This window comes from Pseudomonas sp. HT11 (assembly GCF_044875395.1).
GTDB lineage: Bacteria > Pseudomonadota > Gammaproteobacteria > Pseudomonadales > Pseudomonadaceae > Aquipseudomonas.
This window is the reverse complement of sequence record NZ_CP173217.1, coordinates 2,089,224-2,113,577: the sequence shown is the minus strand read 5'-3', so window position 1 is coordinate 2,113,577 and position 24,354 is coordinate 2,089,224. Positions and strand designations below refer to the sequence as shown.

The following is a 24,354-nucleotide window of genomic DNA, read 5'->3' as shown; positions in this document are numbered from 1 at the left end:
CGTCCTGCGGATGAAAAATCAATCCTTGTGAAAATGTGCTGCACCATACCAAAAATGCAGAAACACTTTGCATCGATTTCCCCAACGGCATGCTGTTTTGTCAGGAGAGCACGGATTTAGGCTCCAGAAAGGCCTCCAATCCGAGTGTGCAGTACTCACGGCCTATACCTGATTGTTTGAAGCCGCCGAAGGGCGCTAGCGGCTCGTGGGCCACGGGTATCGATCAACACGCGAACGGCGTCGATGCGCGAAGCCTCTTTGCAGGGCTGAGGACAGAATGTAAGCCTGGAGACCGTAGGGCGTATCGTTGGCGATGGTTAGCGCTTCATCTTGGTCATCGTAGGGGATGATCGACAGAACAGGCCCGAAGATCTTGGTCAGCGGGTTGGTAACGCAACTAAAGGCGGTGGGCCTGATGGATCAGCCCGCGTCGATTCCGTCAGGCAAGCCGGGGCCACCCACCAATAGGTGAGCGCCCTCCTCGATGCCGATCTGAATGTATCGCTGCACCCGCCCGGATATCGGCGACTTGCTCGGTTACCAGCGCTTCTATCTCATCCAAGCGTTGGGCGGGGATGGGATTGACGGAGTGGAATGCTGCTGCAGAGCCGGCTGCGGGGGCGCTGATACGTGTACTTGGAGAGTGGACTCCAACGGTGGCATGTACCGGCTGGGTCGAGGGCGCTGATTGAGATGATCAAGGAGCGAGAGTTCTGATACACAAGTTCTGTATCAGAGAGCACGCATTATGGTCGACGCCCATCGGCAGCACGCTTGCACCTGCGCTTTTCGACCGCCCAAAACAGAGCCCCTGTTTGCGTTAGCAAACAGGGGCTCTGGAATTTAATCTTGACGATGACCTACTCTCACATGGGGAAACCCCACACTACCATCGGCGATGCATCGTTTCACTGCTGAGTTCGGGATGGGATCAGGTGGTTCCAATGCTCTATGGTCGTCAAGAAATTCGGGTACTGAGTCGTGACCATGTGGCCTCGCTTCAGCAAATTGGGTATGTGACAGCTTTCGGTGTTTTGTGAGATTCGAACTTTCGGTTCATTTCGTCTTCACACACCGCAATCTGGTGCTCTTACGCTTTTTAGCTCGAAGCAAGCAAATTGCTTGGGTGTTATATGGTCAAGCCTCACGGGCAATTAGTATTGGTTAGCTCAACGCCTCACAGCGCTTACACACCCAACCTATCAACGTCGTAGTCTTCGACGGCCCTTCAGGGAACTCAAGGTTCCAGTGAGATCTCATCTTGAGGCTAGTTTCCCGCTTAGATGCTTTCAGCGGTTATCTATTCCGAACATAGCTACCCGGCAATGCCACTGGCGTGACAACCGGAACACCAGAGGTTCGTCCACTCCGGTCCTCTCGTACTAGGAGCAGCCCCTCTCAAATCTCAAACGTCCACGGCAGATAGGGACCGAACTGTCTCACGACGTTCTAAACCCAGCTCGCGTACCACTTTAAATGGCGAACAGCCATACCCTTGGGACCGGCTTCAGCCCCAGGATGTGATGAGCCGACATCGAGGTGCCAAACACCGCCGTCGATATGAACTCTTGGGCGGTATCAGCCTGTTATCCCCGGAGTACCTTTTATCCGTTGAGCGATGGCCCTTCCATACAGAACCACCGGATCACTAAGACCTACTTTCGTACCTGCTCGACGTGTCTGTCTCGCAGTCAAGCGCGCTTTTGCCTTTATACTCTACGACCGATTTCCGACCGGTCTGAGCGCACCTTCGTACTCCTCCGTTACTCTTTAGGAGGAGACCGCCCCAGTCAAACTACCCACCATACACTGTCCTCGATCCGGATAACGGACCTGAGTTAGAACCTCAAAGTTGCCAGGGTGGTATTTCAAGGTTGGCTCCACGCAGACTGGCGTCCACGCTTCAAAGCCTCCCACCTATCCTACACAAGCAAATTCAAAGTCCAGTGCAAAGCTATAGTAAAGGTTCACGGGGTCTTTCCGTCTAGCCGCGGATACACTGCATCTTCACAGCGATTTCAATTTCACTGAGTCTCGGGTGGAGACAGCGCCGCCATCGTTACGCCATTCGTGCAGGTCGGAACTTACCCGACAAGGAATTTCGCTACCTTAGGACCGTTATAGTTACGGCCGCCGTTTACCGGGGCTTCGATCAAGAGCTTCGCGTTAGCTAACCCCATCAATTAACCTTCCGGCACCGGGCAGGCGTCACACCCTATACGTCCACTTTCGTGTTTGCAGAGTGCTGTGTTTTTAATAAACAGTCGCAGCGGCCTGGTATCTTCGACCGGCATGAGCTTACGGAGCAAGTCCTTCACCCTCACCGGCGCACCTTCTCCCGAAGTTACGGTGCCATTTTGCCTAGTTCCTTCACCCGAGTTCTCTCAAGCGCCTTGGTATTCTCTACCCAACCACCTGTGTCGGTTTGGGGTACGGTTCCTGGTTACCTGAAGCTTAGAAGCTTTTCTTGGAAGCATGGCATCAACCACTTCGTTAACTAAAAGTTAACTCGTCATCAGCTCTCGGCCTTAAGATCCCGGATTTACCTAAGATTCCAGCCTACCACCTTAAACTTGGACAACCAACGCCAAGCTGGCCTAGCCTTCTCCGTCCCTCCATCGCAATAACCAGAAGTACAGGAATATTAACCTGTTTTCCATCGACTACGCTTTTCAGCCTCGCCTTAGGGACCGACTAACCCTGCGTCGATTAACGTTGCGCAGGAAACCTTGGTCTTTCGGCGTGGGTGTTTTTCACACCCATTGTCGTTACTCATGTCAGCATTCGCACTTCTGATACCTCCAGCAAGCTTCTCAACTCACCTTCACAGGCTTACAGAACGCTCCTCTACCGCATCACTTACGTGATACCCGTAGCTTCGGTGTATGGTTTGAGCCCCGTTACATCTTCCGCGCAGGCCGACTCGACTAGTGAGCTATTACGCTTTCTTTAAAGGGTGGCTGCTTCTAAGCCAACCTCCTAGCTGTCTAAGCCTTCCCACATCGTTTCCCACTTAACCATAACTTTGGGACCTTAGCTGACGGTCTGGGTTGTTTCCCTTTTCACGACGGACGTTAGCACCCGCCGTGTGTCTCCCATGCTCGGCACTTGTAGGTATTCGGAGTTTGCATCGGTTTGGTAAGTCGGGATGACCCCCTAGCCGAAACAGTGCTCTACCCCCTACAGTGATACATGAGGCGCTACCTAAATAGCTTTCGAGGAGAACCAGCTATCTCCGAGCTTGATTAGCCTTTCACTCCGATCCACAGGTCATCCGCTAACTTTTCAACGGTAGTCGGTTCGGTCCTCCAGTTAGTGTTACCCAACCTTCAACCTGCCCATGGATAGATCGCCCGGTTTCGGGTCTATTCCCAGCGACTAGACGCCCTATTAAGACTCGCTTTCGCTACGCCTCCCCTATTCGGTTAAGCTCGCCACTGAAAATAAGTCGCTGACCCATTATACAAAAGGTACGCAGTCACAGAACAAAGTCTGCTCCCACTGCTTGTACGCATACGGTTTCAGGATCTATTTCACTCCCCTCTCCGGGGTTCTTTTCGCCTTTCCCTCACGGTACTAGTTCACTATCGGTCAGTCAGTAGTATTTAGCCTTGGAGGATGGTCCCCCCATATTCAGACAAAGTTTCTCGTGCTCCGTCCTACTCGATTTCATGACTAAGAGACTTTCGCGTACAGGGCTATCACCCACTATGGCCGCACTTTCCAGAGCGTTCCGCTAATCTCAAAGCCACTTAAGGGCTAGTCCCCGTTCGCTCGCCACTACTAAGGGAATCTCGGTTGATTTCTTTTCCTCAGGGTACTTAGATGTTTCAGTTCCCCTGGTTCGCCCCTTACACCTATGTATTCAGTGTAAGGTAACCATCTTATGATGGCTGGGTTCCCCCATTCAGACATCTCCGGATCAAAGTCTGTTTGCCGACTCCCCGAAGCTTTTCGCAGGCTACCACGTCTTTCATCGCCTCTGACTGCCAAGGCATCCACCGTATGCGCTTCTTCACTTGACCATATAACCCCAAGCAATCTGGTTATACTGTGAAGACAACATTCGCCGAAAATTCGATAATACTCAATTACGAGTAACTCACAAATTTTACCTTAGCCTGATCCGTTACCAGTGAAAGTAACGTTCAGTCTATCTTTCTATCACATACCCAAATTTTTAAAGAACGATCTAATCAAAGACTAGAAATCAACATTCACCATCGCCTGGATGGAATGCTCATTTCTAAGCTTTCAAAACTTTCAGAAGCAGTAGTGGTGGAGCCAAACGGGATCGAACCGTTGACCTCCTGCGTGCAAGGCAGGCGCTCTCCCAGCTGAGCTATGGCCCCGTATTTCTACAGGCGTTTCCCACACAAAATTGGTGGGTCTGGGCAGATTCGAACTGCCGACCTCACCCTTATCAGGGGTGCGCTCTAACCAACTGAGCTACAGACCCAATTTCGGGCTGCTTCTTATCGTCTTCTTCAATGAATCAAGCAATTCGTGTGGGAGCTTATGGAGCAGCTGATGTCGTCGATTAAGGAGGTGATCCAGCCGCAGGTTCCCCTACGGCTACCTTGTTACGACTTCACCCCAGTCATGAATCACACCGTGGTAACCGTCCTCCCGAAGGTTAGACTAGCTACTTCTGGTGCAACCCACTCCCATGGTGTGACGGGCGGTGTGTACAAGGCCCGGGAACGTATTCACCGCGACATTCTGATTCGCGATTACTAGCGATTCCGACTTCACGCAGTCGAGTTGCAGACTGCGATCCGGACTACGATCGGTTTTATGGGATTAGCTCCACCTCGCGGCTTGGCAACCCTCTGTACCGACCATTGTAGCACGTGTGTAGCCCAGGCCGTAAGGGCCATGATGACTTGACGTCATCCCCACCTTCCTCCGGTTTGTCACCGGCAGTCTCCTTAGAGTGCCCACCATTACGTGCTGGTAACTAAGGACAAGGGTTGCGCTCGTTACGGGACTTAACCCAACATCTCACGACACGAGCTGACGACAGCCATGCAGCACCTGTCTCAATGTTCCCGAAGGCACCAATCTATCTCTAGAAAGTTCATTGGATGTCAAGGCCTGGTAAGGTTCTTCGCGTTGCTTCGAATTAAACCACATGCTCCACCGCTTGTGCGGGCCCCCGTCAATTCATTTGAGTTTTAACCTTGCGGCCGTACTCCCCAGGCGGTCAACTTAATGCGTTAGCTGCGCCACTAAAAGCTCAAGGCTTCCAACGGCTAGTTGACATCGTTTACGGCGTGGACTACCAGGGTATCTAATCCTGTTTGCTCCCCACGCTTTCGCACCTCAGTGTCAGTATTAGTCCAGGTGGTCGCCTTCGCCACTGGTGTTCCTTCCTATATCTACGCATTTCACCGCTACACAGGAAATTCCACCACCCTCTACCATACTCTAGTCAGTCAGTTTTGAATGCAGTTCCCAGGTTGAGCCCGGGGATTTCACATCCAACTTAACAAACCACCTACGCGCGCTTTACGCCCAGTAATTCCGATTAACGCTTGCACCCTCTGTATTACCGCGGCTGCTGGCACAGAGTTAGCCGGTGCTTATTCTGTCGGTAACGTCAAAACACTAACGTATTAGGTTAATGCCCTTCCTCCCAACTTAAAGTGCTTTACAATCCGAAGACCTTCTTCACACACGCGGCATGGCTGGATCAGGCTTTCGCCCATTGTCCAATATTCCCCACTGCTGCCTCCCGTAGGAGTCTGGACCGTGTCTCAGTTCCAGTGTGACTGATCATCCTCTCAGACCAGTTACGGATCGTAGCCTTGGTGAGCCATTACCTCACCAACTAGCTAATCCGACCTAGGCTCATCTGATAGCGCAAGGCCCGAAGGTCCCCTGCTTTCTCCCGTAGGACGTATGCGGTATTAGCGTCCGTTTCCGAACGTTATCCCCCACTACCAGGCAGATTCCTAGGCATTACTCACCCGTCCGCCGCTCTCAAGAGAAGCAAGCTTCTCTCTACCGCTCGACTTGCATGTGTTAGGCCTGCCGCCAGCGTTCAATCTGAGCCATGATCAAACTCTTCAGTTCAAACATCTTTGGGTTTTTAAGAAACCCTAAACTTGGCTCAGCAATCGTTGGTTACATCTTTGATTTTTCGCGGAGTAACTTGTGATGCTGATAATCTTGTTGACTATCAGTCTGACTCCACAAGCACCCACACGAATTGCTTGATTCAGTTGTTAAAGAGCGGCTGGTTAAGATCTTTCGTCTCAACCGAGGCGCGCATTCTACAGCAGCCTCATTTGCTGTCAAGTGATTATTTTCAGAAGTTTTCGAAGACTTCTTCAACAACTTCAACCACTTGCGCTTCCGATCTCTCGTTAGCGGGAGGCGAATTCTACAGCGTTACACGCTGCTGTCAACACCTCTTTTTCTCCGCTTTCGACCGAGAAGATCGAAACGTTAATAGAGCCAAACAACACTGCCCTACCAACTCCTTCTGGGCTTCGATGAACTGAAGCAACTCGCTGTCGAATCTCGCGTAACTCTTTGTTTACCAAGGAGTTTTCCGTTTCGACTGCGCCGGAAGTGGGGCGAATTGTAGACTTCCAGAATCTGCCGTCAACCCTTAATTTGGATTTTCTATCAAACTCCCCGTAAACCTAACGACACCTTCTATATAGACGGTCAAAATCCAGCAACTGAGCAATATATTGCTCAAAGCTCACCAGTTGAGCATCATATGCCCCCTGCCTCTCCACCACGACTTTGGACAAACACCCCCAATGACCACCCCACCCCGCAGCCTGGCATCGGCGTTGTTCCCGGTCGGCCTGCTATTAATAGCCATGGCGTCCATCCAGTCCGGCGCCTCGCTGGCCAAAAGCATGTTTCCCATTGTCGGCGCCCAGGGCACGACCACCCTGCGGCTGATATTTGCCAGTGTGATCATGCTGCTTCTATTACGCCCATGGCGCGCCAAGCTCACGGCCAAGTCCCTGCGTACCGTTGTCATTTATGGCATGGCGCTGGGTGGCATGAATTTCCTCTTCTATATGTCCTTGCGCACAGTGCCCCTGGGCATCGCAGTAGCGCTGGAATTCACAGGCCCGCTCGCCGTTGCGATCTACGCTTCGCGCCGGGCGGTGGACTTTCTATGGATCGGCCTTGCGATCGCCGGCCTTCTACTACTCATACCCATAGGCGAAGCCAGCAGCGGTATCGATCTGACGGGCGCAGCCTATGCCCTCGGCGCGGGTGTCTGCTGGGCGCTCTATATTCTGTTTGGCCAAAAGGCCGGCAACGACAATGGCGTCCAGACCGCAGCACTCGGCGTAATGATTGCTGCCTTGTTTGTCGCGCCGATTGGCATCGTCCACGCAGGCGCCGCACTGCTGACCCCAGCACTGATCCCCGTCGCCCTGGCTGTCGCCATCTTGTCCACGGCCCTGCCCTATACCCTGGAAATGGTCGCACTCACCCGCCTTCCTGCCCGCACCTTCGGCACCCTGATGAGCATCGAGCCTGCATTCGGCGCGCTTTCCGGACTGTTCTTCCTGCAAGAGCACTTGTCGCTGGCACAGTGGCTGGCCATCACCTGCATTATCCTGGCCTCTGTAGGCGCTACGCTGACGATGCGCAATGAATCCAAACCGCTGGTGCCGGCCGATTGACCGCTATCTAAGGTAGCTCTGGTATTTGCCGCTTATTTAGGCCATGTTTAGGCCGTAAATGAATGTCTTTCATGGAGAATTTCGACAAGGACAGCTGAACGCTACAATCGAGAGCGAGTGAAGCCTGCATCGAGCCTTTTTGCGAAGCGGCTATTAAGGATAGTGATGAAAAGAATATTGATACTGTTCATGGTCGTGGGCATTGCGGGCTGTGCTGCGACCACCAAGACAGAAGTGAAACGGGGCAAAAAAGGGCTGCATATCAACTGTTCGGGGCTGTCCTCCTCCTGGGACCAGTGCTACACCAGCGCAGTCAATTCATGCGGAGCCAAGGGCTACCGGGTTATCGCCAAGTCCGGTGACAACTCCGAGGAGCCTGGAGACTACCCCTTCGGCCTCAACCCTGCCGGCTACACCAGTCGCAGCATGATCGTCATCTGTAAGTGAGCACCCGAGCAGTCTTCATCCGACTGCTCCTCTTTTCTGAAAATCTGATCTCGACCCGGCCCTTTGCGACGCGGCGGCTACACTCCTGCTCGACTATCGAGCAACGGAGTTCCCATGACAGAAAACAACAAAATCGTATTGGTAGTGGGTGCCGGTGATGCCACCGGCGGCGCCATTGCCAAGCGCTTCGCGCGCGAAGGCTACGTGGCCTGCGTCACCCGCCGCAGCGCAGACAAACTGCAGCCCTTGGTCGACAGCATCCAGGCGGCCGGTGGCCAAGCCCACGGCTTTGCCTGTGATGCACGCAAGGAAGACGAGGTCATCGCGCTGGTCGAACAGATCGAAAGCGAGTTGGGCCCGATCGAAGCGTTCGTCTTCAATATCGGCGCCAACGTGCCTTGCAGCATCCTTGAAGAAACCGCGCGCAAGTACTTCAAGATCTGGGAGATGGCCTGCTTCTCCGGCTTCCTGAATGCGCGCGAAGTGGCCAAGCGCATGGTCACCCGCAACGGCGGCACCATCCTGTTCACCGGCGCTACCGCAGGCTTGCGCGGCGCTGCGGGTTTCGCTGCGTTTGCCGGTGCCAAGCACGGCATCCGCGCACTCGCACAAAGCATGGCGCGAGAGCTGGGCCCTAGGAACATCCATGTGGCTCACGTAGTGGTCGACGGCGCCATCGACACCGACTTCATTCGCGACAACTTCCCGCAAAAATACGCCCTGAAGGATCAGGACGGCATCCTCAACCCCGAACACATCGCCGACAACTATTGGTACCTGCACAGCCAGCCACGCGACGCCTGGACCTTCGAACTGGACCTGCGCCCCTGGAATGAACCCTGGTAAGCACGCCTCCACAACAATAAGCAGCGAGCATCGACCATGAGTAAAACCCTGGAATTCTTCTTTGACCTCGGCAGTCCCGCCACGTACCTGGCCTACTCCCAACTGCCTGCCTTGTGCGCCGCAACCGGCGCGACCCTGGTGTATCAGCCGATGCTGCTCGGAGGCGTGTTCAAAGCCACCGGCAATGCATCCCCCATCAGCGTCCCAGCCAAGGGCCGATACATGTTTAATGACCTGGCGCGGTATGCCCAACGCTACAACGTGACGCTCAAGTTCAACCCGCACTTCCCCATCAATACCCTGATGCTGATGCGCGCAGTGACCGGCATGCAGCGTCACCAGCCCGAGCGCTTCCAAGGCTTCATCGACTGCCTGTTCCGCGCCCTCTGGGTCGAAGGTCGGAATATGGGCGACCCCGCTGTCGTGGCCGCGGTGTTGACCGAAGCCGGTTTCAATCCGGAAGAAGTGCTGGCCCTGGCCAATGATGAAAGCGTGAAAGCCGCCCTCAAGGACAACACGGAACACGCCGTTCAGCGCGGCGTGTTCGGTGCGCCCAGCATGTTTGTAGGCAACCAGCTGTTCTTCGGTCAGGACCGTCTGGAATTTGTGCGCGAAGCCCTCAGCTAATCGCTATCGCCAATCGCCCCTGAGCGCCGCTTGCGAGCAAATCGTAAGCGGCGTTTGCCGTCTGCAGGTCGAATTGATGCGGGTCCATGATCGGCTTGAGCTTGCCCGCATCGATCAACCTGGCCGCGTCGGCCAGTATCGGTGTTGCAGGACTACACCCCGCCGTCACTGCCCATCTACGCGGTCTCGGCGCCCAATCGCCGCCAGTCGGCGCGGGTCAAGGCGTTCGTCGACTATATGGCCGACGCCCTGGCCCAGGCGCCCGAACTGTAACCGATCAAATCGCCGCTGTGCGCACCTGCAACCATTCCAGCGCAGCGCCGCTGAGCAGCGGGCTAAGCCGCTCGCGCACCTCGGCGTGGTAGGCGTTGAACCACTCGCGCTCGTCCGCCGTCAGCAGCGACGGCACCAGGCAACGGGTGTCGATCGGGCACAGGGTCAGGGTTTCGAACTTGAGAAACTCACCGAACTCGGTCTTGCCCGCTTCACGGTTCAACACCAGGTTCTCGATGCGCACGCCCCAACGGCCTGGGCGATAAGTGCCCGGCTCAATCGAGGTAATCATCCCCGGCTGCATCGCCGTTTGCGGTGCAGTGGCGGCCTGGTAGGCAATCACTTGCGGGCCCTCATGCACATTCAGGAAATAGCCTACACCGTGACCCGTGCCGTGGCCGTAGTCCACGCCTTCGGCCCAGATCGGCGCACGCGCAATGGCGTCCAGCAGCGGCGACAGAATGCCCTTGGGAAACTGCGCACGCGACAAGGCAATCACGCCCTTGAGCACCCGCGTGCAGTCACGCTTCTGCTCTTCGCTCGGCGTGCCGATCGGCACCATCCGCGTGATGTCCGTGGTGCCGCCCAGGTACTGTCCGCCCGAATCGATCAGCAGCAAGCCATCGCCTTCGATCAGCGCGTGTTCTTCTTCAGTGGCGTGGTAGTGCGGCATCGCGCCATTGGCGTTGAAGGCCGCGATGGTGTTGAAACTCAACGACACATAACCGGGGCGACGGGTACGCGCGGCCGTCAGGTGTTCATCAATAGTCAGTTCGGTAATGCGCTCACGGCCCAGCGCACTGTCCAGCCAGGCGAAGAATTCGCACAACGCCGCGCCGTCCTGCTCCATGGCTTGGCGGATATGCTCGGCGTCGGCCAGGCTCTTGCGCGACTTGGCCAGCGTGGTCGGGTTCAGCCCTTCGACCAGCTTGACGCCGACATCGAGGTTTTCCAGCAAACCGGCCGTGACCCGCGCCGGGTCAACATGCAAGCTCGCGCCCGACGGCACAGCGCGCAGTGCATCCGCCACTTCGTTGTAGTCGCGCAGGGTCACACCCTCTTGCTCCAGCACCGCGCGTAACTCGGCATCGACCTTGCTCAGCGCCACAAACAAGGTGGCCTGCTGCTGATTGATCAAGGCAAACGATACAAACACCGGGTTGAACGACACATCGCCGCCACGCAGGTTGAACAGCCAGGCGATGTCATCCAGGGTGGCGATAAAGTGCCAGTCGGCCCCCTTCTCTTTCAAGCTGGCACGCAGCGCGGCGAGCTTCTCGCCACGGCTGACTGTCGCCTGCGGCGGCAGGTGTTGATAGATCGGCTGGTTCGGCAAGGCCGGGCGGTCTTGCCAGACTTCGTTGAGCACATCGATATCGGTACGCAGGCGCGCGCCGCGCTCTGTCAGCTTACCGCCCAGGGTACGCGCCGAGGCCACGGCCATGACCGCGCCATCCACCGCCACCACGCCGCCTTCGGGGGTTTGCTCGGCCAGCCATTCCAGCGGGCCGGGTTGGCCGGGCTGCAACTTCACCAGCTCGATACCGCTGCCCTTGAGTTCCTTGGTTGCCTGTTCCCAGTAACGGCTATCGGCCCAGACACCGGCGAAATCTGCGGTGACAATCAGCGTGCCCACCGAACCATGAAACCCCGACAGCCATTGCCGCCCCTGCCAGTAACCCGGCAAGTACTCGGACAAGTGCGGGTCGGCCGACGGTACCAACAGGGCGTGGATGCCCTCGCGGCGCATCAGTTCACGGGTGTGCGCCAGGCGCTGGGGAACCGTTCCATGGGTCAAAGGCTGCGTACTCATTGTGTCTCCTGCTAACCACTAATAATTGTTATGTGTTGCGAATGAAAAATCAGACCGCCCAGAACGCCGGGGCACTGGCGAGTGCGGCTTTGATCAACTGCACGGCCTGATCGATGTCCTGTTCGGTGGTAAACCGGCCCAGGCTCAGGCGAATGGTACGACCAGCGCTGCGCGCGTCATGGCCCAGGGCCAGAAGCACGTGGGACGGCGCGTTGCTCGCGGAATTACACGCCGAGGTCGCCGAGAACGCCATGCCGGCACTGAGTGCGGCGGAATTGAACTCACCTTCACTGAACGTCAGGCTGAGCGTATGGGGAATGCGCTGTGTGGCGCTGCCGTTCAGGCGCACGCCCGCCACTGTTTCCAACTGGTCGAGCAGGCGCTGGCGCAAGGCGACGATGCTGGCCTTTTCCTCGGCAAAGGACTGCGCCGCCAAGGCAAACGCGGTGCCCATGCCCGCAATCTGATGTGTCGCCAGGGTGCCGGAGCGCAGGCCGCCTTCGTGACCACCGCCGTGAATCTGCGCCAACACCTTTTGCTGCGCTCGCGGGCCGACATACAACGCGCCGATGCCCTTGGGGCCGTACAGCTTGTGCGCAGAAAACGACATCAAATCCACCGGCCATTCAGCCAGGTCGATCGCGACTTTGCCGGCACCTTGCGCGGCATCCACATGCAACAGCGCGCCGTGCTCACGCACCCGTGCGCCGATGGCAGGGATGTCGTTCAAGGTGCCCAATTCGTTATTGACCAGCATCAGCGACACCAGAAAGGTGTCGTCACGTAACGCTTCACTCACCGCGGTGGCGCTGATCAGCCCGTCGGCGTCCGGCACCAGATAAGTGACGGCCACCCCGGCTTCCTGCAACTGCCGCGCGGTGTCCAGTGTGGCCTTGTGTTCGATCTGGCTGGTAATGATGTGCCCGCCCGCGACGCCGCGCGCCTGGGCCACGCCTTTGATCGCGAGGTTGTTGGATTCAGTCGCACCGGAGGTCCAGACGATCTGCTCAGGGCTGGCACCGACCAGCTCGGCGACCTGGCGCCGCGCCTGTTCAACCGTTTGCCGGGCCGCCTGGCCGTACGCATGGGAACTGGACGCAGGGTTACCGAAATTGGCATTGAAGCCCAGACACTCGACCATCACCTGGATGACCCGCTCATCCACCGGCGTGGTGGCGGCGTAGTCGAAATACAACGGACGTTTATTCATGACGTTTAAGACTCGCAGAGCGTATTCCCGAGAGCAACGTCTCAGGGGCATCAACCGGAACAGAGGTCGTCAGGTTTAACCGATCGAATGCCATTAAAGAAGAACAACTTTATGCAAATGTGCGTAGGAACGCTCCTGAAATTCAGCTTAACAGGCTGAAGTAGCCCAATGGCAAACAAAAAGCCCGAGGTTCCTTAGGGGAAGCCTCGGGCTTTTTGCTGCTGAGCGCCGGCTCAACTGGGACGACCATGCAGGACCACGCTGCGTTCGGCGTTCATTTCGCCTTGGTGATCAAAGCCGAACGGCTTCTGTGGCTGGGCGGTCAGTGCGGCGCGCTGCTGTTGGTATTCATCAAACGACAAGCCGCGACGGCTCAGCGCTTCCAGGGCCAATTGCTTGGTTTCTTCAGCCGTGTAAGGGCGTGATTCAGGTGATGGATGAGTCGCACAGCCAGCAAGGACGGCGCTGACAACGAGTAAGGAAACAGCCAGAAAACGGTTCATGGTGGAGGCCCTGCGAAGGAGGTTTCGAGTCAATGAACACAGGCTACTCCCGCCCCTGCACGGTGAAAAATCACCCGCCGTGATAGTCGCTATCAACCGTTCAGACACCTGCAATAGCCAGCCATGCATATTCATTTAAGATCTATAAATATGGAAATACGTTCATTTACGGAATAAACGTAACTCTCTATAAATAGCCCCATATCGAATCAACACTGTTCGCCACGCAACTGTTGCACCAGCAACAGTCATTCAACAAAACACCAGTCAGCCAACAGCTTCACTGTTCAGCAGTAAGCCTGAAGCCCGCGCCAATCAAGGCTTCCAGCCGTTGGTACAGCTCTTGCTCAACACGCTCCACTTCACCCGCTATGTACCCCTGTTGATAAAGGAACTGTTCATGACCCGTCCCCTGAATGTCGTTGCCCTCTCCGGCGGAACCTGGCGCCCCTCGCGCACCCTGGTGCTGACCCAGGCCGTGTTGGCCGAGCTGGCGACGTTGCTGCCGATCCAGACCACGCTGATCGAACTGGGCGACATCGCCCGGCCATTGGGCGGCGCCCTGTCGCGTGACGAACTGCCGGCCGAGGTTGAATCGCAACTGTTGGCCATCGAACAGGCCGACCTGCTGATCGTCGCCGCGCCGGTGTACCGCGGCTCCTACCCCGGCCTGCTCAAGCACTTGTTCGATCTGGTTGGCCTCAATTCACTGATCAACACGCCGGTATTGCTCGCTGCCACTGGCGGCAGCGAACGTCACGCGCTGGTACTCGATCATCAACTGCGCCCGCTGTTCAGCTTCTTCCAGGCACTGACCTTGCCGATCGGTGTGTATGCCACCGAAGCCGACTTCACCGACTACCAAATAACCAGCGAGCCCTTGAAGGGCCGCATACGCCTTGCCGCAGAACGCGCAGCACCTTTGTTTGCCGCGCACTCCCCCTCTCTGCTGAAAATCGCTTAAGGATTTGTCATGGATGTTTTCTGGTTTCTGCCGACGCATGGCGACGGTCACTACCTGGGCACCACCCAAGGTGCACGCCCGGTCACCCTCAATTATCTGAAACAAGTGGCGCAAGCGGCTGACAACCTGGGCTATTACGGCGTGCTGATTCCTACCGGTCGTTCGTGCGAAGACTCCTGGGTCATCGCCTCGGCGCTGGTGCCGTTGACCGAACGCCTGCGTTATCTGGTGGCGATTCGTCCGGGCATCATCTCGCCCACCGTCTCGGCGCGCATGGCCGCCACACTGGATCGGCTGTCCAACGGCCGCTTGCTGATCAATGTGGTGACTGGCGGCGATCCCGACGAAAACCGCGGTGACGGCAGTTTCCTGGACCACAGCGAACGCTACGAAGTCTCCGACGAATTCCTGCAGATCTGGCGCCGTGTGTTGCAGGGCGAATCGGTGGATTTCGAAGGCAAACACCTGCGCGTACAGAATGCCAAGGCCCTTTACCCACCGGTGCAGAAGCCCTATCCGCCGCTGTACTTCGGCGGTTCTTCAGACGCGGCCCACGACCTGGCCGCCGAACAGGTGGACGTGTACCTGACCTGGGGCGAGCCGCCCGCCGCCGTCGCGGAAAAACTCGCGGATGTGCGTGAACGCGCCGCACGCCACGGCCGCACCGTGAAGTTCGGCATTCGCCTGCACGTGATCGTGCGCGAAACCGAAGAAGACGCCTGGAAAGCCGCCGACAAACTGATCGAGCACATCAGCGACGAAACCATCGCGGCCGCGCAAAAATCCTTCTCGCGCTTTGACTCCGAAGGGCAGCGCCGCATGGCCGCCTTGCACGATGGGCGCCGCGACAACCTGGAAATCGCCCCCAACCTGTGGGCCGGCGTCGGCCTGGTCCGAGGCGGTGCCGGTACGGCACTGGTCGGTAACCCGCAGCAGGTGGCCGAGCGCATCAAGGAATACGCCGACCTGGGCATCGAGAGCTTTATTTTCTCCGGCTACCCGCACCTGGAAGAGGCCTATCGTTTTGCTGAGCTGGTGTTCCCGCTGTTGCCGGAACCCTACGCCAGCCTCGCCGGGCGCGGCATCACCAACCTCACCGGCCCGTTTGGCGAAATGATTGCCAATGATGTGCTGCCCAAAACAAAGGCCTGAGCACGCTGAAATCGGCCTGATAGGGCAGCTGCTTTTCTGTGGGAGCCGGGCTTGCCCGCGATACAGGCGACTCGGTGTTTCAGTGAACCCCGGTTGATGCCATCGCAGCGGTGCGACGACTCGACAAGCCAGCGCCCACACTTGAGCTGCATTGCCAGACCTACAGCGCACGGCTTCTGAGCCAATTGAGGAAACCCCGTGACAGCCAACCCCCACAGCGTCCTGCCATCGCCGCTGCAAACCGCCAAACTGCTGGCCGCCGAATTCGCCCTCACGGCCGTCGAGCGCGACGAGCGTGGCGGTACACCGAAAGCCGAACGTGACGCCCTGCGCCAAAGCGGCCTGCTGGCCCTGAGCATACCCACGCAGTACGGCGGCCTCGGCGCACGCTGGAGCGAAACCCTGGGCATCGTGCGCGAATTCGCCAAGGTCGACAGCTCCATCGCCCATGTCTTTGGCTTCCACCACCTGATGCTCGCCACCGTGCGCCTGTTTGCACGCCCGGACCAATGGCAACCCTGGTTCGAACAGACCGCGCGCAAGAACTGGTTCTGGGGCAATGCCCTCAACCCGCTGGACACCCGCACGGTGGTCAAGGATTTCGGCGGCTGGCGCGAATTCTCGGGCAAAAAAAGTTTCTGTTCCGGCGCCAGCGACTCGGAAATGCTCATCGCCTCGGCGGTGGATGAAAGTGCCGGCGGCAAACTGTTGATCGCGGCCATCCCCAGCGGGCGCAGCGGCATCACCTTGCACAATGACTGGAACAATATCGGCCAGCGCCAGACCGACAGCGGCAGCGCCAGCTTTGAACGGGTGCGTGTCGAAGAATCGGAACTGCTCCTCGATCCAGGCCCACTGAGCACGCCCTTCGCCTGCCTGCGCCCGCTGATCGCGCAGCTGACATTCACGCACATGTTTCTCGGGATTGCCGAGGGCGCGTTTGAAGAAGCGCGCAACTACACCCTGACCGAAACCCGTTCGTGGCACAAATCCTCGGCCGACGACGTGCGCCAGGACCCTTACGTGCTGCACCACTACGGCGAGTTCTGGGTGGCGCTGGAAGGCGTGCGCCTGCTGGTCGAGCGCGCCACCGATCTGCTCGACCAGGCCTGGGCCAAAGGCGCCAAGCTCAGCGAGCACGAACGCGGCCAACTGGCCATCGCAATTGCCACCGCCAAGGTTGCCGCCACCCGCCAGGGCCTGGAGCTGTGCAGCCGCCTGTTTGAAGTCACCGGCGCGCGCTCCACCCACGCCTCACTGCGCCTGGACCGCCACTGGCGCAACCTGCGCACACAAACCTTGCACGACCCGGTGGACTACAAACTTCACGAGCTGGGGGACTGGGCGTTGAACCAGTCCCTGCCGATTCCCACGTTCTATTCCTAAGAGAGGTGCCCATGCAGCTTTTAACCTTACCGCCCTCGCCCGCCCTTGCGACCTCGATCCGCGCCACGGCCCAGGTCTTCGAAGACCCCAAATCCCAGGCGCTGCTCGACCACATCCAGCAAGTGGCGCCCAGCGAAGCGAGCGTGCTGATCATCGGCGAGACCGGCACCGGTAAAGAGCTGGTGGCACGCCACATCCATAACCTGAGCGCGCGCCGCAACCGGCCGTTCGTGGCGGTCAACTGCGGCGCATTCTCCGAGTCGCTGGTGGAAGCCGAATTGTTCGGCCATGAAAAAGGCGCGTTTACCGGCGCCCTCAGCGCCAAGGCCGGCTGGTTCGAGGAGGCCGACGGCGGCACTTTGTTCCTCGATGAGATCGGCGACTTGCCGATGGCGATCCAGGTCAAGTTGCTGCGCGTGTTGCAGGAGCGCGAAGTGGTGCGCCTGGGCTCACGCAAGAGCATTCCTATTGATGTGCGTGTACTGGCCGCCACCAACGTGCAACTGGAAAAGGCCATCAACGCCGGGCATTTCCGCGAAGACCTCTACTACCGCCTCGACGTGGTCAGCCTGGAACTCAGCCCATTGCGCGAGCGCCCCGGCGACATCCTGCCGCTGACCCGGCACTTCATCGAAGCCTACAGCCAGCGCCTGGGTTACGGCCCGATCACCATCAGCCGCGAGGCCGAGCACAAACTCAAAAGCTACAGCTGGCCGGGCAATATTCGCGAGCTGGAGAACGTGATTCACCACACCCTGCTGATCTGCCGCAACGGCGTGATCGAGCGCGATGATTTGCGCTTGTCGAACATGCGCATCGAGCGCCAGGACGACAGCCAGCACGGCACCGACAACAGCGCCGAAGCCCTGCTGGCGCGCGCGTTTCAAAAGCTCTTCGAGGAACAGGCCGGCGCCCTGCATGAGAAGGTCGAGGACGCGTTATTGCGCGCCGCCTACCGCTTCAGCCATTACAACCAGGTGCACACCGCCAACCTGCTGGGCCTGAGCCGCAACGTCACGCGCACACGCCTGATCAAGATCGGTGAGCTGGCGGTGAACAAGCGCAGGCCCGGTGAAAACGTGCAAGGCGAGCGCATGTTGCACCTATCCATTTAGGCGACAGTGCAACGCGTTGTTATGGCTGCGCTCAAAGCTGCGCAGTACCTGGAACGAGTCGAACGTCACCGCCGTGGCCTGGTGGGCGCGGATCAGCGTCCAGAAATCTTCCTCGCCATGCTCAAAGCATTTGAAGGCTGCCTCGCCCTCCTCGCGCGAGCGCCATTGCAGGTAGTTGAGCACCCGCCGGCCGTCGTCGCTGACCTGCACACTCGCATTGATAAAGCCGCCATGGCCCTGGGCCAGGCGCTCGCTTTGGGTGGACAAGGCCGCCACCAGCGCGCGTTGCTGCCGGGGCTCGATCTGGAATTCGATCAATTGAGTGAAACCGCGATTCTTCTCTGATACCTGCATGAACACTCCCCTTTCGGTGTAGGCAAAATCTTGCGATTCGATGCCACGCAGGGTAAAACCTCTAGTTAAGTCAAGGTCAAGCATTGTTTCGGAGTTTTCATGCTCAACAAAGCACTCACCGTCGGCCAGTTGGCCGCCCGCAGTGGCGTGGCGGTCACGGCCCTGCATTTTTATGAGTCCAAGGGACTGATCAAGAGCCAGCGCAATGCCGGCAACCAACGGCGCTACCCACGGGATGTGTTGCGCCGGGTGGTGGTCATCAAGATCGCCCAGCGCTTGGGCATTCCGCTGGCGACGATTGGCGAGGCGCTGCAAACCTTGCCGGATGGGCGCACGCCCACCACTGAAGACTGGGAACGCTTGTCGGCGCTGTGGCGAGAGGACCTGGACGCTCGCATCAACAAATTGTTGCTGCTGCGCGACAAGCTCAGCGGATGTATTGGCTGTGGGTGTTTGTCGCTGGAGGCGTGTCCGTTGCGCAATCAGGATGACCAACTCGGCGAGCGCGGGCCGGGCGCCCAGTTGCTGGAACCGACGCCACCCTCCTGACCTGCAGACTTGCTCAATGTGGGAGCTGGCTTGCCTGCGATGGCATCGCCGCGGTGTGACAGGCATACCGAGGTGTCTGCATCGCAGGCAAGCCAGCTCCCACAGGAGTCCTCAGTGTTTGAACGGTTGAGGCTCCTACACACTTCATGAACAACCCCTCCACGCTTTCCCCCTTGCCCCGCACGCCGCGTGATTCCAGGATGCAGGCAATCATCACAAGGAGTCATTCCATGTTCGCCGGATTCCAAAAAGACCAGTGCCACGTCAATGGCATGGACATCAGCTACCGCAAAGGCGGTACAGGTCCCGGTCTGCTCCTGCTGCACGGGCACCCGCAAACCCACGTCATCTGGCACAAAGTTGCCGAGCAACTGGCCGAGCATTTCACCGTGGTGGCTGCCGACCTGCGCGGTTATGGCGACAGCAGCAAGCCGCCGGCCAATGACCAGCACACACACTACTCAAAACGCGAAATGGCCCGCGATGGCGTCGAACTGATGCAGGCGCTGGGCTTCGCGCAGTTCTCGGTACTCGCCCACGACCGAGGCGCCCGCGTCGCGCATCGCCTGGCACTCGACCATCCCGACGCCGTGCAGCGCATGGTGCTGCTGGACATCGCGCCGACGCTGGCCATGTATGCCCAGACCAACGAAGCGTTTGCCCGCGCCTACTGGCACTGGTTCTTCCTGATACGCCCGGCGCCGCTCCCGGAAACCTTCATCGAGTCCAACCCCGAGCTCTACCTGCGCAGCGTCATCGGCAGCCGCAGCGCGGGCCTCAAACCGTTTACCGAAGAAGCCCTCGCCGAATACCTGCGTTGCCTGCAACTGCCGGGCACTGCGCGTGGCATCTGCGAAGACTACCGTGCCGCCGCCGGTATAGACCTTGAACACGATCAGGCGGATATCGACGCCGGCCATCACCTGAACCTGCCCTTGCTGGTGATGTGGGGCGCCGAAGGCACCGTCGGCCGCTGTTTCAAGCCGCTCAAGGAATGGCAGAAGGTCGCCACCGACGTGCGTGGCAAGGCCCTGCCGGCCGGCCATTACATTGCCGAAGAAGTGCCTGAATTATTGCTCGGCGAAGTCCTGACCTTCCTTCGCTGAACCAGCTCTGAACGCTGTAGCTCCGTGACCTGAAAGACCCGCCTCGCAGGCTGCTGATGGCCTGCGACGGGTTCTGCTTGCCCAAAAAACGATTGAGATAATAACAATGACAATCAAAAAACTGCTGGGAACCCTGTATGTGCAGGTGCTCATCGCTATTGCACTGGGTGTGTTGATCGGCCATCAATGGCCGCAAGTCGGCATCGACCTCAAGCCCTTGGGCGACGGGTTTATCAAGCTGATCAAGATGATCATCGGCCCGATCATCTTCTGCACGGTGGTCTCCGGCATCACCAGCATGCACGATGTGAAACAGGTCGGTCGGGTCGGCGGCAAGGCGCTGTTGTACTTTGAAATCGTCTCCAGCATTGCCCTGCTGATCGGCATTCTCTCTGCACACCTGCTGCACCCCGGCGTGGGCTTCAACATCGATGTGAAGACCCTGGACGGCTCGGCCATCGCCGGTTTCGTCGGCCAGGCGCAGCACGGTGAAGGCGTCACCGGTTTTCTGCTGAACGTTATCCCGGGCACGTTTTTCGATGCTTTCGCCAAGGGCGAGATCCTGCCGGTACTGTTTATTTCCGTCTTGTTCGGCCTGGGCCTGGTGATGGTCGGCGAAAAGGCACGACCGCTGGTAGGTGTGATCAACCAGGCCAGCGAGGTGTTTTTCCGCATCGTCGGCATGATCAGCCGCGTCGCCCCGATCGGCGCCTTCGGCGCCATTGCCTTCACCATCGGCAAGTACGGCGTGGGTTCGCTGCTGCCGCTGCTGAAGCTGGTCGGCACCTTCTACATCACCGCGTTCTTCTTTGTCGCAGTGGTGCTGGGCGGCATCGCGCGTTACGCAGGCTTCAGCATTTTCAAACTGATGGGCTATATCAAGTCGGAGCTGTTGATCGTACTCGGCACCAGCTCGTCGGAATCTGCGCTGCCGCAACTGATCCAGAAACTTGAAAGCCTGGGTGCCTCCAAAGGCGTGGTGGGCATCGTGGTGCCTACCGGCTACACCTTCAACCTCGACGGCACCAACATCTATATGACCCTGGCCGTGCTGTTCCTGGCCCAGGCGACCAATACCCCCCTGCCGCTGGAACAACAACTGACCTTGCTGGCGGTGGCCATGCTCACCTCCAAGGGCGCCGGTGCCGTGGTTGGCGCCGGCTTTGTGGCATTGGCCGCCAGCCTGGCGGTGGTGCCGACGGTGCCGGTGGCGGCGATGGTGCTGATCCTGGGCGTTGACCGCTTCATGGCTGAATGCCGCTCGCTGACCAATATCATCGGCAACGCCGTCGCAGCCCTGGTGGTGGCAGCGTGGGAAGGTGAGCTGGATCGCGAAAAAATGGCCCCCATCGCCCTCAAGCGCGGCCGCCATGCGCGGGCGGCCCAGGCGGCACAGGCGAAGATCGCTGCCGAGTAAGCAATAACGCCTGGGCGTGCCGGAAGGCGCGCCGATCCGGTGCTATTCTGGCGGCTCATGCCGCCACGTCTGTTTCTGATGACCCATAAGAAAGATACCGTGCCCCTACCCGAAGACCTGCGGGTGTTCCTGACCGTGATCCGCAAGGCAGGCTTTGCCGCCGCCGCCGATGAACTGGGGCTGTCGCCTGCGTACGTCAGCAAGCGCATCCAGATCCTCGAAACCACCCTGGCCACGCGCCTGCTGCACCGTACCAGCCGCCGCATCGCCTTGACCGAAGACGGTGAGCGGGTGCAGCGCTGGGCCGTGCGCATCCTCGAAGATTTCCAGCAACTGGCCGATGAGCTGTCTGACGCCCACGACAGCCCGCGCGGCCACCTGCACCTGTGCAGCAGCTTCGGTTTTGGTCGTAACCATGTGGCGCCGGCCCTGTCCTTGCTGGCCGAGCAATACCCGGACCTGGAAATCCGCCTGGACCTGTTCGACCGCGTGGTGGATATCGTCAGCGAGGGCTTTGACCTGGAAATTCGCGTAGGCGATGACATCCCCGGCCAGCATATCGGCCGACGTCTGGTGAGCAATCGCCGCGTGCTGTGCGCCGCGCCGTCCTACCTCAAGCGGCGCGGCACACCGCAGCAGTTGAGTGACCTGGAGCAGCACGACTGCCTGGTGCTCAAGGAGCGCGACAACGCCTTCGGCATCTGGAACCTGGAGCGCGATGGCGCCGCCGAAAGCGTGCGCGTGCGTGGGCCGCTGTCCTCCAACAACGGCGAGATCGTGTTGCAATGGGCGCTGGATGGGCGCGGCGTATTGCTGCGCTCGATGTGGGACGTGAAGCCACTGCTGGAACAAGGCAAGCTGGTGCAGGTGCTGCACGACTGCACCCAGAGTGCCAACGTGTGGGCGGTGTACCCGACACGGCTGGCCTACTCCGGAAAATTAAGAGCCTGCGTGGAGTTTTTGCAGGAGCACTTCAAGGGCTTGTCGATCTGACGCTCCGGTGGGCGCTGTAACCCAGCCACACCGTCATGACCAGCAACGCGGTCAGCGGCAGGCCATGGAACAACACGATCACCTGGGCCGGCGTCCACGTCAGGTAGAACGGCCCCACCACCAGCATGCCCACCCCGAAGCCGGCCATCTGAATCAGCGTCAACAGGCTGAACAGCGGCAAGCGCAGGCTATCCGGTTCGCTTTGCGCGCGTGAGACCAACGCGACCTCGGACACACCATCGCCCAGCCCGGCCCACACCACCAACAGCAGCGCCAGCCACAGCTCGGTTTGCTGAAAGGTCAGGATAAAGCCACTGGACATCAGCGCCACGCCCAGCATGAACAGGCGCTCCATGGCCTGAGTGCCACGGCCCTTCAACAGCGCACTGGCAACGCGCGCACCGACAAACTTGCCGCACGCCCACACCGCCAGCAGATAACCCATGACGGTCTTGGCCGTGTCCGGCGAAATGTACTGCGACAACACCGGCCAGCCGACGTTATGCGCAGCGCTGCCGAGGGTGTCGAGCATGCTGATCAGCAACATCGCCGCCAGCACGGGCGCACCGCGCAGGCCTTGGGTCAGCTCGCGCCATTCAGCCGCGAGCCCGCGGTGCACGGCAACGGCGACCGAGAACAACGCGCGCAACGGCAGGATCAGGCAGGCCGCCAAAACGTAGGTGCCAATGTTGACGGCAAACACCGCCTCGAAGCCTCCCGTAGCAATCAACAGCCCGGAGAGCAGGCTGCCGAACACCGCGCCGGTCGCCGCCGCCGACGTGATCCACGCATTGGTGCTCACCCGCTGCTCAAGCGCGACCCAGGTGGGCAGCTGGCTGTTCAGGCCAATGGCAAACAGCGAGTTGCACAAGCCGATGCCAAACGCGATAAAGGGCAGCACGTGCAGCTGATACGCCGGTATCAGCACCAGCAGCGGCAACAGCAGCAATGCCCTGGCCAGGTCCAGCCCGGCCAGTGTGCTGCGTCCGGGAAAACGCCGAAAAAACGGAATGCCGAACAGGCTGGCGACTATCCCGCCGGTGACGCGGCACGCCAGAAACACACTGACAAACACCACGCTCTGGCTGAGCCAGTAAACGTAAGTGGACAGCGCCACCAGGTTGAGGAACGCACCAAAATCCGACACGCCGCGGGCAAAGATGATCAAGCGGGCATTGCGGGTCGACAGGGTCAGCTGCGGATCATGGCTCATGCAGGTTGCGCCTCTTCGTCAGTCGGCACGCCGCGCAGGCTCACCAGCAGCACGTCGCGCCAGGCCGGCGCCGCATCGGCATGGGGCCGCACATCGCTGGCGCGATGGTAGAGCCCACGGTCGTTGATCACGATGGTTTCCAGAAACGCCTCCATCGCCAGGTTGAACACCCGGCTTTGCTCGGCCGGCGAGGTAAATACTTCCGAAACCACCGGCACCGTATTGCTCTGCCCAATGAAGTGCATGAACACCCAGTCCAGGCCATCCTGGTGAATCCCCGAGGTCGTCGGACTGCTCGATTGCCCATCCGCGCGAACGCGGAACTGGTGAATATCGATCGTATACGCCTGCTCGCCCAAGTGCGGGGCAATCACTGCAAGGTCGGTGGCCAACAGCTTCTGCATCAGCGGGTGCTCGATAAAACCGTCCTCGCAATAGCTCAAATGGTTCACGCCCTGCCGATAATTGACGGCGTAGGTGACCGGCGACGTGAACGCGGTGTTGCGGTCGAGCTGCAACTGCCGCGAAGGCAATAAACGATAGCGCAGGATGCGGCGCTCGCGGTGGGTGTATGCCTTGAATGCCTCGTCCCGCACCAGGTTGGCCCAGTAGGCACGAAAGCTCTGCTCCTGCCCGGGCTCAACGCCGATCAACGCGCCATAGTCGCGGCGATGGCAGTAGTGATGGTCGCGCAAATGCGCAGAGAGCTGTGGGATGTCCAT

General features: G+C 58.9%; 20 protein-coding genes, 2 tRNA genes, 3 rRNA genes and 2 pseudogenes. 13 read left to right on the top strand and 14 right to left on the bottom strand.

The genetic code is table 11. From position 1 onward, the window contains the following. Nucleotides 1-100: 100 nt before the first annotated feature. The 7 genes from ABWL43_RS09735 to ABWL43_RS09705 form a co-directional block, all read right to left on the bottom strand. Complete coding sequence (locus ABWL43_RS09735; RefSeq protein ID WP_262206300.1) at nucleotides 101-214, bottom strand: aldehyde dehydrogenase family protein; 114 nt, start codon at nucleotides 212-214, stop codon at nucleotides 101-103. Further along, on the bottom strand, nucleotides 196-348 hold the full coding sequence (locus tag ABWL43_RS09730) for an aldehyde dehydrogenase family protein (RefSeq protein WP_404488382.1): 153 nt from the start codon (nucleotides 346-348) through the stop codon (nucleotides 196-198). The genes ABWL43_RS09735 and ABWL43_RS09730 overlap by 19 nt, the downstream gene beginning before the upstream one ends. A gap of 499 nt (nucleotides 349-847) precedes the next feature. Continuing rightward, nucleotides 848-963, bottom strand: a 5S ribosomal RNA gene (rrf, locus tag ABWL43_RS09725). A gap of 170 nt (nucleotides 964-1,133) precedes the next feature. After that, a 23S ribosomal RNA gene (locus ABWL43_RS09720) occupies nucleotides 1,134-4,025 on the bottom strand. A 251-nt stretch (nucleotides 4,026-4,276) separates the two neighbouring features. Next, nucleotides 4,277-4,352: transfer RNA gene (locus ABWL43_RS09715), tRNA-Ala, on the bottom strand. 30 nt (nucleotides 4,353-4,382) lie between these two features. Further along, nucleotides 4,383-4,459, bottom strand: a tRNA-Ile gene (locus ABWL43_RS09710). A gap of 82 nt (nucleotides 4,460-4,541) precedes the next feature. Further along, nucleotides 4,542-6,078 (bottom strand): 16S ribosomal RNA (locus tag ABWL43_RS09705). Together the 16S, 23S and 5S rRNA genes with 2 tRNA genes alongside form the textbook arrangement of a ribosomal RNA operon. Before the next feature lie 698 nt (nucleotides 6,079-6,776). Between ABWL43_RS09705 and rhtA the strand changes: the two genes are divergently transcribed. The 4 genes from rhtA to ABWL43_RS09685 all read left to right on the top strand — a co-directional run bounded on the left by rhtA (nucleotide 6,777) and on the right by ABWL43_RS09685 (nucleotide 9,584). Further along, entirely contained in the window at nucleotides 6,777-7,664 is an 888-nt protein-coding gene (rhtA, locus tag ABWL43_RS09700; protein WP_145165922.1) for a threonine/homoserine exporter RhtA, read from the top strand. A gap of 165 nt (nucleotides 7,665-7,829) precedes the next feature. Beyond that, a complete protein-coding gene (locus ABWL43_RS09695; RefSeq protein ID WP_404487511.1) occupies nucleotides 7,830-8,111 on the top strand; it encodes a hypothetical protein in 282 nt (93 codons plus the stop codon). A 114-nt stretch (nucleotides 8,112-8,225) separates the two neighbouring features. Beyond that, entirely contained in the window at nucleotides 8,226-8,957 is a 732-nt protein-coding gene (locus ABWL43_RS09690) for an SDR family oxidoreductase (RefSeq protein ID WP_404487510.1), read from the top strand. Between the two features lie 36 nt (nucleotides 8,958-8,993). After that, nucleotides 8,994-9,584, top strand: a complete 591-nt coding sequence (locus ABWL43_RS09685) for a 2-hydroxychromene-2-carboxylate isomerase (RefSeq protein WP_404487509.1) — start codon at nucleotides 8,994-8,996, stop codon at nucleotides 9,582-9,584. Here the strand turns inward: ABWL43_RS09685 and ABWL43_RS09680 are convergent. Continuing rightward, nucleotides 9,577-9,723, bottom strand: a pseudogene (locus ABWL43_RS09680) (quinone oxidoreductase); the annotation flags it as partial. The gene ABWL43_RS09685 and the pseudogene ABWL43_RS09680 sit on opposite strands and share 8 nt — an antisense overlap. Here ABWL43_RS09680 and ABWL43_RS09675 point away from each other — a divergent pair. Then, nucleotides 9,714-9,857, top strand: a pseudogene (locus ABWL43_RS09675) (LysR family transcriptional regulator); the annotation flags it as partial. The pseudogenes ABWL43_RS09680 and ABWL43_RS09675 sit on opposite strands and share 10 nt — an antisense overlap. Before the next feature lie 4 nt (nucleotides 9,858-9,861). On the opposite strand, the gene ABWL43_RS09670 reads toward ABWL43_RS09675, so the two are convergent. From ABWL43_RS09670 to ABWL43_RS09660, 3 genes are all read right to left on the bottom strand, one after another. Further along, entirely contained in the window at nucleotides 9,862-11,670 is a 1,809-nt protein-coding gene (locus ABWL43_RS09670; protein ID WP_404487508.1) for an aminopeptidase P family protein, read from the bottom strand. Nucleotides 11,671-11,719: 49 nt separating this feature from the next. Next, nucleotides 11,720-12,880: a cysteine desulfurase family protein gene (locus ABWL43_RS09665; protein WP_145165927.1), complete on the bottom strand. Its 1,161-nt coding sequence runs from the start codon at nucleotides 12,878-12,880 to the stop codon at nucleotides 11,720-11,722. A gap of 233 nt (nucleotides 12,881-13,113) precedes the next feature. Continuing rightward, nucleotides 13,114-13,383 (bottom strand): hypothetical protein, encoded by a 270-nt coding sequence (locus ABWL43_RS09660; RefSeq protein ID WP_262206533.1) that lies wholly within the window; start codon nucleotides 13,381-13,383, stop codon nucleotides 13,114-13,116. Between the two features lie 400 nt (nucleotides 13,384-13,783). On the opposite strand from ABWL43_RS09660, the gene msuE reads away from it, so the two are divergent. The 4 genes from msuE (at nucleotide 13,784) to ABWL43_RS09640 (ending at nucleotide 18,000) form a co-directional block, all read left to right on the top strand. Then, nucleotides 13,784-14,347, top strand: coding sequence for an FMN reductase (gene msuE / locus ABWL43_RS09655; protein WP_106580598.1), 564 nt, complete (start codon nucleotides 13,784-13,786; stop codon nucleotides 14,345-14,347). A gap of 9 nt (nucleotides 14,348-14,356) precedes the next feature. Further along, entirely contained in the window at nucleotides 14,357-15,499 is a 1,143-nt protein-coding gene (gene ssuD, locus ABWL43_RS09650) for an FMNH2-dependent alkanesulfonate monooxygenase (RefSeq protein ID WP_119735593.1), read from the top strand. A 198-nt stretch (nucleotides 15,500-15,697) separates the two neighbouring features. Then, nucleotides 15,698-16,885, top strand: coding sequence for an acyl-CoA dehydrogenase family protein (locus tag ABWL43_RS09645; RefSeq protein WP_242193570.1), 1,188 nt, complete (start codon nucleotides 15,698-15,700; stop codon nucleotides 16,883-16,885). Between the two features lie 11 nt (nucleotides 16,886-16,896). Beyond that, nucleotides 16,897-18,000, top strand: a complete 1,104-nt coding sequence (locus ABWL43_RS09640) for a sigma-54-dependent Fis family transcriptional regulator (RefSeq protein WP_106580595.1) — start codon at nucleotides 16,897-16,899, stop codon at nucleotides 17,998-18,000. Here the strand turns inward: ABWL43_RS09640 and ABWL43_RS09635 are convergent. Then, nucleotides 17,989-18,354, bottom strand: a complete 366-nt coding sequence (locus ABWL43_RS09635; RefSeq protein ID WP_404487507.1) for an antibiotic biosynthesis monooxygenase — start codon at nucleotides 18,352-18,354, stop codon at nucleotides 17,989-17,991. The genes ABWL43_RS09640 and ABWL43_RS09635 overlap by 12 nt on opposite strands. Before the next feature lie 99 nt (nucleotides 18,355-18,453). On the opposite strand from ABWL43_RS09635, the gene soxR reads away from it, so the two are divergent. The 4 genes from soxR to ABWL43_RS09615 all read left to right on the top strand — a co-directional run bounded on the left by soxR (nucleotide 18,454) and on the right by ABWL43_RS09615 (nucleotide 22,419). Next, complete coding sequence (gene soxR / locus ABWL43_RS09630) at nucleotides 18,454-18,903, top strand: redox-sensitive transcriptional activator SoxR (protein WP_145165933.1); 450 nt, start codon at nucleotides 18,454-18,456, stop codon at nucleotides 18,901-18,903. 230 nt (nucleotides 18,904-19,133) lie between these two features. Then, nucleotides 19,134-20,009 (top strand): alpha/beta fold hydrolase, encoded by an 876-nt coding sequence (locus tag ABWL43_RS09625; RefSeq protein ID WP_404487506.1) that lies wholly within the window; start codon nucleotides 19,134-19,136, stop codon nucleotides 20,007-20,009. A gap of 106 nt (nucleotides 20,010-20,115) precedes the next feature. Then, entirely contained in the window at nucleotides 20,116-21,426 is a 1,311-nt protein-coding gene (locus ABWL43_RS09620; RefSeq protein ID WP_404487505.1) for a dicarboxylate/amino acid:cation symporter, read from the top strand. A 78-nt stretch (nucleotides 21,427-21,504) separates the two neighbouring features. Further along, nucleotides 21,505-22,419 (top strand): LysR substrate-binding domain-containing protein, encoded by a 915-nt coding sequence (locus ABWL43_RS09615; RefSeq protein ID WP_218570672.1) that lies wholly within the window; start codon nucleotides 21,505-21,507, stop codon nucleotides 22,417-22,419. Here ABWL43_RS09615 and ABWL43_RS09610 read toward each other — a convergent pair. After that, on the bottom strand, nucleotides 22,400-23,632 hold the full coding sequence (locus ABWL43_RS09610; RefSeq protein ID WP_369302619.1) for an MFS transporter: 1,233 nt from the start codon (nucleotides 23,630-23,632) through the stop codon (nucleotides 22,400-22,402). The two genes, ABWL43_RS09615 and ABWL43_RS09610, sit on opposite strands and share 20 nt — an antisense overlap. Further along, nucleotides 23,629-24,354, bottom strand: a complete 726-nt coding sequence (locus tag ABWL43_RS09605) for a 2OG-Fe dioxygenase family protein (protein WP_262206519.1) — start codon at nucleotides 24,352-24,354, stop codon at nucleotides 23,629-23,631. Before ABWL43_RS09605 ends, ABWL43_RS09610 begins: the two co-directional genes overlap by 4 nt.

Bases quoted from the DNA above. Each gene is read 5' to 3' on its own strand.
- rhtA (WP_145165922.1), top strand. From the start codon at position 6,777: ATGACCACCCCACCCCGCAGCCTGGCATCGGCGTTGTTCCCGGTCGGC.
- ssuD (WP_119735593.1), top strand. From the start codon at position 14,357: ATGGATGTTTTCTGGTTTCTGCCGACGCATGGCGACGGTCACTACCTG.
- ABWL43_RS09625 (WP_404487506.1), top strand. From the start codon at position 19,134: ATGTTCGCCGGATTCCAAAAAGACCAGTGCCACGTCAATGGCATGGAC.
- ABWL43_RS09615 (WP_218570672.1), top strand. From the start codon at position 21,505: ATGACCCATAAGAAAGATACCGTGCCCCTACCCGAAGACCTGCGGGTG.
- ABWL43_RS09640 (WP_106580595.1), top strand. From the start codon at position 16,897: ATGCAGCTTTTAACCTTACCGCCCTCGCCCGCCCTTGCGACCTCGATC.
- ABWL43_RS09635 (WP_404487507.1), bottom strand. From the start codon at position 18,354: ATGCAGGTATCAGAGAAGAATCGCGGTTTCACTCAATTGATCGAATTC.
- ABWL43_RS09695 (WP_404487511.1), top strand. From the start codon at position 7,830: ATGAAAAGAATATTGATACTGTTCATGGTCGTGGGCATTGCGGGCTGT.
- ABWL43_RS09690 (WP_404487510.1), top strand. From the start codon at position 8,226: ATGACAGAAAACAACAAAATCGTATTGGTAGTGGGTGCCGGTGATGCC.
- ABWL43_RS09620 (WP_404487505.1), top strand. From the start codon at position 20,116: ATGACAATCAAAAAACTGCTGGGAACCCTGTATGTGCAGGTGCTCATC.
- ABWL43_RS09665 (WP_145165927.1), bottom strand. From the start codon at position 12,880: ATGAATAAACGTCCGTTGTATTTCGACTACGCCGCCACCACGCCGGTG.
- soxR (WP_145165933.1), top strand. From the start codon at position 18,454: ATGCTCAACAAAGCACTCACCGTCGGCCAGTTGGCCGCCCGCAGTGGC.
- ABWL43_RS09670 (WP_404487508.1), bottom strand. From the start codon at position 11,670: ATGAGTACGCAGCCTTTGACCCATGGAACGGTTCCCCAGCGCCTGGCG.
- ABWL43_RS09685 (WP_404487509.1), top strand. From the start codon at position 8,994: ATGAGTAAAACCCTGGAATTCTTCTTTGACCTCGGCAGTCCCGCCACG.
- ABWL43_RS09605 (WP_262206519.1), bottom strand. From the start codon at position 24,354: ATGGACATCCCACAGCTCTCTGCGCATTTGCGCGACCATCACTACTGC.
- ABWL43_RS09610 (WP_369302619.1), bottom strand. From the start codon at position 23,632: ATGAGCCATGATCCGCAGCTGACCCTGTCGACCCGCAATGCCCGCTTG.
- ABWL43_RS09660 (WP_262206533.1), bottom strand. From the start codon at position 13,383: ATGAACCGTTTTCTGGCTGTTTCCTTACTCGTTGTCAGCGCCGTCCTT.
- msuE (WP_106580598.1), top strand. From the start codon at position 13,784: ATGACCCGTCCCCTGAATGTCGTTGCCCTCTCCGGCGGAACCTGGCGC.